General features: G+C 37.9%; 5 protein-coding genes. 3 read left to right on the forward strand and 2 right to left on the reverse strand.

Features of this window, described 5'->3' with window-relative positions; translation table 11 throughout:
* Both ORQ98_RS29025 and ORQ98_RS29030 read right to left on the reverse strand, forming a co-directional pair.
* Positions 1-306, reverse strand: a 306-nt coding sequence (locus ORQ98_RS29025) for a hypothetical protein (protein ID WP_274692318.1), incomplete at its 3' end; no start/stop codon positions are given.
* A gap of 326 nt (positions 307-632) precedes the next feature.
* Positions 633-1,004 (reverse strand): hypothetical protein, encoded by a 372-nt coding sequence (locus ORQ98_RS29030; RefSeq protein WP_274692319.1) that lies wholly within the window; start codon positions 1,002-1,004, stop codon positions 633-635.
* Between the two features lie 759 nt (positions 1,005-1,763).
* On the opposite strand from ORQ98_RS29030, the gene ORQ98_RS29035 reads away from it, so the two are divergent.
* From ORQ98_RS29035 to ORQ98_RS29045, 3 genes are all read left to right on the forward strand, one after another.
* Complete coding sequence (locus ORQ98_RS29035; protein WP_274692320.1) at positions 1,764-3,056, forward strand: hypothetical protein; 1,293 nt, start codon at positions 1,764-1,766, stop codon at positions 3,054-3,056.
* Positions 3,057-3,136: 80 nt separating this feature from the next.
* Entirely contained in the window at positions 3,137-3,343 is a 207-nt protein-coding gene (locus ORQ98_RS29040) for a hypothetical protein (protein WP_274692321.1), read from the forward strand.
* 45 nt (positions 3,344-3,388) lie between these two features.
* Positions 3,389-4,435 carry an IS481 family transposase gene (locus ORQ98_RS29045; protein WP_274692322.1) on the forward strand — a complete coding sequence of 349 codons (1,047 nt, stop codon included), beginning with the start codon at positions 3,389-3,391 and terminating at the stop codon, positions 4,433-4,435.
* Positions 4,436-4,597: the final 162 nt, after the last annotated feature.

Here is a 4,597-nt window from a genome sequence, read left to right on the forward strand (position 1 = left end):
CAGGTTATTAGTTTGAGCTGGATCGTCCATAGCCGCTAACAGGTTATTAGTTTGAGCTGGATCGTCCATAGCCGCTAGCAGGTTATTAGTTTGAGCTGGATCGTCCATAGCCGCTAACAGGTTATTAGTTTGAACTGGATCGCCCATAGCCGCTAGCAGGTTATTAGTTTGGACTGGATCGTCCATAGCGGCTAGCAGGTTATTAGTTTTTTGATGTTGTATGACTCTCTTGTAGTCTCTAAGCTTTTTTTTCGAGCTCAGCAGAATTTTTTTTCGATTTTTTAATTCCCATAGCGTTGGGCTCATTTTCTTTCCAATTATTTTGTTAAGCTCTATTTTTTGTGTTTCTTCATTGAAAATATTAGCTAAAAATAAATTATAGAGCACTGCTAAGCTAGCATTTTACTGTGGTAGTCGTGTCAATTTGATCCCATACTCGGGTACTCAACTATTTTTATACCCTGTGGATATCCATACGACGTTTCTTTGCTATCACGAAAACTACTATTTTTATTGGTGCCCTATAATTTAATAATGTTAATAACAACTATTTAAATAGTTTTATGCAATTTAATTATAAATATTTTTCTAGATGTATAGATAATTACTTAAAAAAACAAATTCTATTTAGCTTACCCGTTGCCGCCTCCATTGCCTCCTCCATTGCCTCCTCCATTGCCGCCTCCATTGCCTCCTCCATTGCCGCCTCCATTGCCGCCTCCATTGCCGCCTCCATTGCCGCCTCCGTTGTCGCCGAACCCACACCCTTCACAGTCAGTACATTGGTAAAGCAAGTCCATCTGTAATGTACTATCATCCTCTTCGCTGTTTTCATATGTAATATCAAGCACATCACCATCAGTATCATACGTTGTTGTTACTGTGCCAGTAAGTGCTACAGGAGCTAAAAGACCACAAATTTTGCTTTTATTATTTTCGTCTGTTTGACTCCCAACATGAGTAGTAAAAGCATTTAAAATATCACTAAGTTTTTTTTCTGCCATAATTAAAGTCCTCTTTATTTAAATATTGAATAACGATCAATAGATATAAAGTCACTAAGAAATAAACTGACAAATAATATTGTATGGATTTATATAGTTAAAGAATATAAATTTCATACAACTTTATTTTATGAAATTTATTTAACTACCAATAAAACTATAGAGTATTATGGAGTCAATGTTTTAAAAACAATATAAATTGTACACTTTTTGTGCTAGTAATCCCCTTTGGTGTATTAAGGGATGTTCTTGATCATTGGAGGAAGCAACATGAGTAGCAACACCAAAGCAATAGTATAAAGTTAACAGAAACTAGGTAGTTTTTTAATGTGGAACTTTAGACTCCGTATGACACACTCCTTTATCTAATTTAATGTAGATTAGTATTTGAGCTACAGTGAATTACAAACAATAATTTTACACATATAGTGTTTTATTTATTGCTTAATGGAGACTGTAACTCTGTTAATTTTAAAATTAGGCTAAAGTTATTTATTATCGTTATATTCTCGTCGCCAACCAATTATTTTTGGTGTTATTTTTATGATAAATTTATTATTTCACATACTGTGTAATTAAACTTGATTTTTGCATTATATCTGTTAGTGCCTTACAAAACAGCTTGTATAATGACGACTATAAAATTAGAGTTAAATTTTATGCATAGCAATGGTGCTTGAGTTTATAAGTTTGTTATTGATTTAATCACTATTCAATTTTCTGAAATAAATCTTTTTAATAAATTTGAGGTACTTTTTTATGAGTGAAGAAAAAAAGAGCTCTAAGCATCCTAGTATAGAGTTACCTTGTTGCCCTAATTTAATCGAGGCCCCCTGTTCTGATCACCGGCTATTTAGGTACAAATTGCCGTTTAGACCCTTTATTAACGGCCAGCGTATACCAGTAGATGTCATCTTTGTTTTTGAATATAGCCGTTGTACAGATGGTTTAACTCAAGGTGACTTACAACACACTATTAGTTTATTACCTAGTGAAACCGTTCGACTGTTTACAGTGGACAAAGCTTCACGTTGGTCTTTCGATAAGGAGACATCTCTGTCTTATCGTCATGAAAGAACTTCTGCAGAATCACAGATGTCTTTTGGGTTCGCTAACGCTGTGAGTGATCTTACTATTTCAGAAAACACCCGTATTGAGAATGAATTTGATGAAAGCTGGGCTGAAGGTGGTGGTGGTGCTTCTGTTAACCTTGGCATTATCGAAATTGGCGGCGGCGGCGGCGGCGGCGGCCATTCTGGAGAGTCGTCCTATGATTTTACCCGTAATTTGAGCCGGCATGCAGAAGCCTCTTCTAGTTATGTGGCTGCATCAGTACGTGCATCACGTGCCGTATCAATAGGGGAAGTAGAAACGCGTGAACATGCAGAAGGTGAGAGTGAGCAGCACTTTGAATCAGCTACCCGACGAATATCCAATGAAAACCAATGCCATGTGGTAAATTATTTTGTTTGGCAGTTGATGAAGGTTCAACGTATAAAATGGAGAATCGCTGCGATTGAAATTCGTGTGAATGATTCTGCTACACCGACAACTGTTACGAATAATACACGTATTGATACGAAATTATCTGTTGTACCTCAATCCATATTGGCAACTGATAATATTTCAAAAATAATAACTCCTGGAACTCAAAACACTAGTATTAGCTCCTTACTTGAGCAGCGCTCCTCTCCCCGTATATCCCAGCTTTCAACTCTAGACAATGACTTACGTATTGCTGCCACAGCTGCTGTCAAGGCAGACCTTGAAAAAGTTGGTATGTTAAACGACGATGGTACGCCAACTGGTAGGATTATTGCTGAGCTATCATGGGAGCGCACTGAGTTGTTACCAACAGGGGGGCTGGTTGTAAAAGGCTGCCTTGATCCATGCAGTGTTTGTGAGCCTTTCAGAGAAAAAGAAATTAAGCTAAAAATACGTAGAATGGAACTGGAAAATGAACTTTATCAAAAGCAAATCGATCTGCTTGAAAAACATAAGGATTATAGATGTTGTCCAGCAGGAGAAGAAGAACCAACCCTCTCAATGTAGGTTGTTTGTAGTGGTCTAATGGAAACCAATATTGCGGAGAACAGCGATCAGTAGCTCCACATTTTATGACCAGGGAAGTTATGTTTCTATTATTGATGTTTATCCACTCTTTGATTGGCTTTGGCAGCCAATGTCGTCGATTATTTATTAGATGGCATCCAGCATCGTATATTGAAACAGAGCCCAATTATGAAGAAGCGCCTTATAAGCAGAAAAAACCAGGAGACGAACAGGCACTTATGCGTCAGGTATTAAATATTAAAAAATTTGTAGAAGTTTTTAGTTGATCTGACACTTTGCTATTTTTACTCGTTAACTGTGGAGTGTTAGAAATGAACCAAGCATCAAAAGTTATTAAACCAAAACTAGGCTTATTAGAACTTGCGAAGCAATTAGGTAATGTCCAAGAAGCTTGCAAGGTCATGGGGTACAGCCGAGATAGTTACTATCGCTTTAAAACGCTGTATGAACAAGGTGGAGAACAGGCGTTACAAGAAATTAGCCGTAAGAAGCCTGTAGAAAAAAATTGGGTAGAGCCTCATATTGAACAAGCGGTTGTGAACATAGCTTATGAATACCCAGATTACGGTCAACGCCGTGTGTCGAATGAATTGGCTAAACAGGGGCTGGTTGTGTCAGAAAATGGTGTTCGATCAATTTGGCTGCGACATAATTTAGAAAGCTTTAAAATGCGTTTAGCTGCCTTAGAAGCGAAAGTGGCTCAGGATGGTTATGTATTAACAGAGAGACAGTTACAGGTCTTAAAGAAAGCGAAGGATAAGCGAGAAGCGCAAGGGGAAATCGAAACCCATCATCCGGGTTATTTAGGGGCACAGGATACCTATTATGTAGGGCATATCAAAGGGATTGGCAAAATTTATCAGCAAACATTCATTGATACCTATACACGGGTTGCCTTCGCCAAACTTTATACAGAAAAAAATGCTCTAGTAGCAGCGGATATACTCAATGACCGGGTGATTAGTTTCTACGATCAAGAAGAGGTGCCTTTATTACGGGTGTTAACTGATAGAGGCACAGAGTATTGTGGCAAAAAAGAAACCCATTCTTATCAATTGTATTTAAATGTGGAAGACATCGAGCATACTCAAACAAAAACTTATAGTCCTCAAACGAACGGCATTTGCGAGCGTTTCCATAAAACCATGAAAAATGAAGGTTATGACGTGATGTTTCGTCGAAAAGTGTATTCTACACTAGAAGAGATTCAGGAGGGCGTAGACAGCTGGCTGGAGTTTTATAATCAAGAACGCCTACACTATGGGAAATACTGCTATGGAAAGACACCTTGGAAAACATGGCAGGACTCAAAAGCCTTGGCAAACGTGGCGGGCCTCAAAAGCCTTGGCAAAAGATAAGCAATTTGTGAAACTGCTCTTTAAATATTTTAGTCTAATTACACACTTTGGAGATAGCCAGCAACAGTAGTATATTGTGTACTGATGTCATTACCGAGGGAAACTGACGGACTAATTACCAAGGGACTTTGTCGTAATAGGCTAACAACGGCTGATAAAATA

Source organism: Spartinivicinus poritis, from assembly GCF_028858535.1.
GTDB lineage: Bacteria > Pseudomonadota > Gammaproteobacteria > Pseudomonadales > Zooshikellaceae > Spartinivicinus > Spartinivicinus poritis.

What these genes read in the sequence shown, in the direction of transcription:
- ORQ98_RS29035 (WP_274692320.1), top strand. Translation starts at nt 1,764, where the DNA reads ATGAGTGAAGAAAAAAAGAGCTCTAAGCATCCTAGTATAGAGTTACCT.
- ORQ98_RS29040 (WP_274692321.1), top strand. Translation starts at nt 3,137, where the DNA reads ATGTTTCTATTATTGATGTTTATCCACTCTTTGATTGGCTTTGGCAGC.
- ORQ98_RS29045 (WP_274692322.1), top strand. Translation starts at nt 3,389, where the DNA reads ATGAACCAAGCATCAAAAGTTATTAAACCAAAACTAGGCTTATTAGAA.
- ORQ98_RS29030 (WP_274692319.1), bottom strand. Translation starts at nt 1,004, where the DNA reads ATGGCAGAAAAAAAACTTAGTGATATTTTAAATGCTTTTACTACTCAT.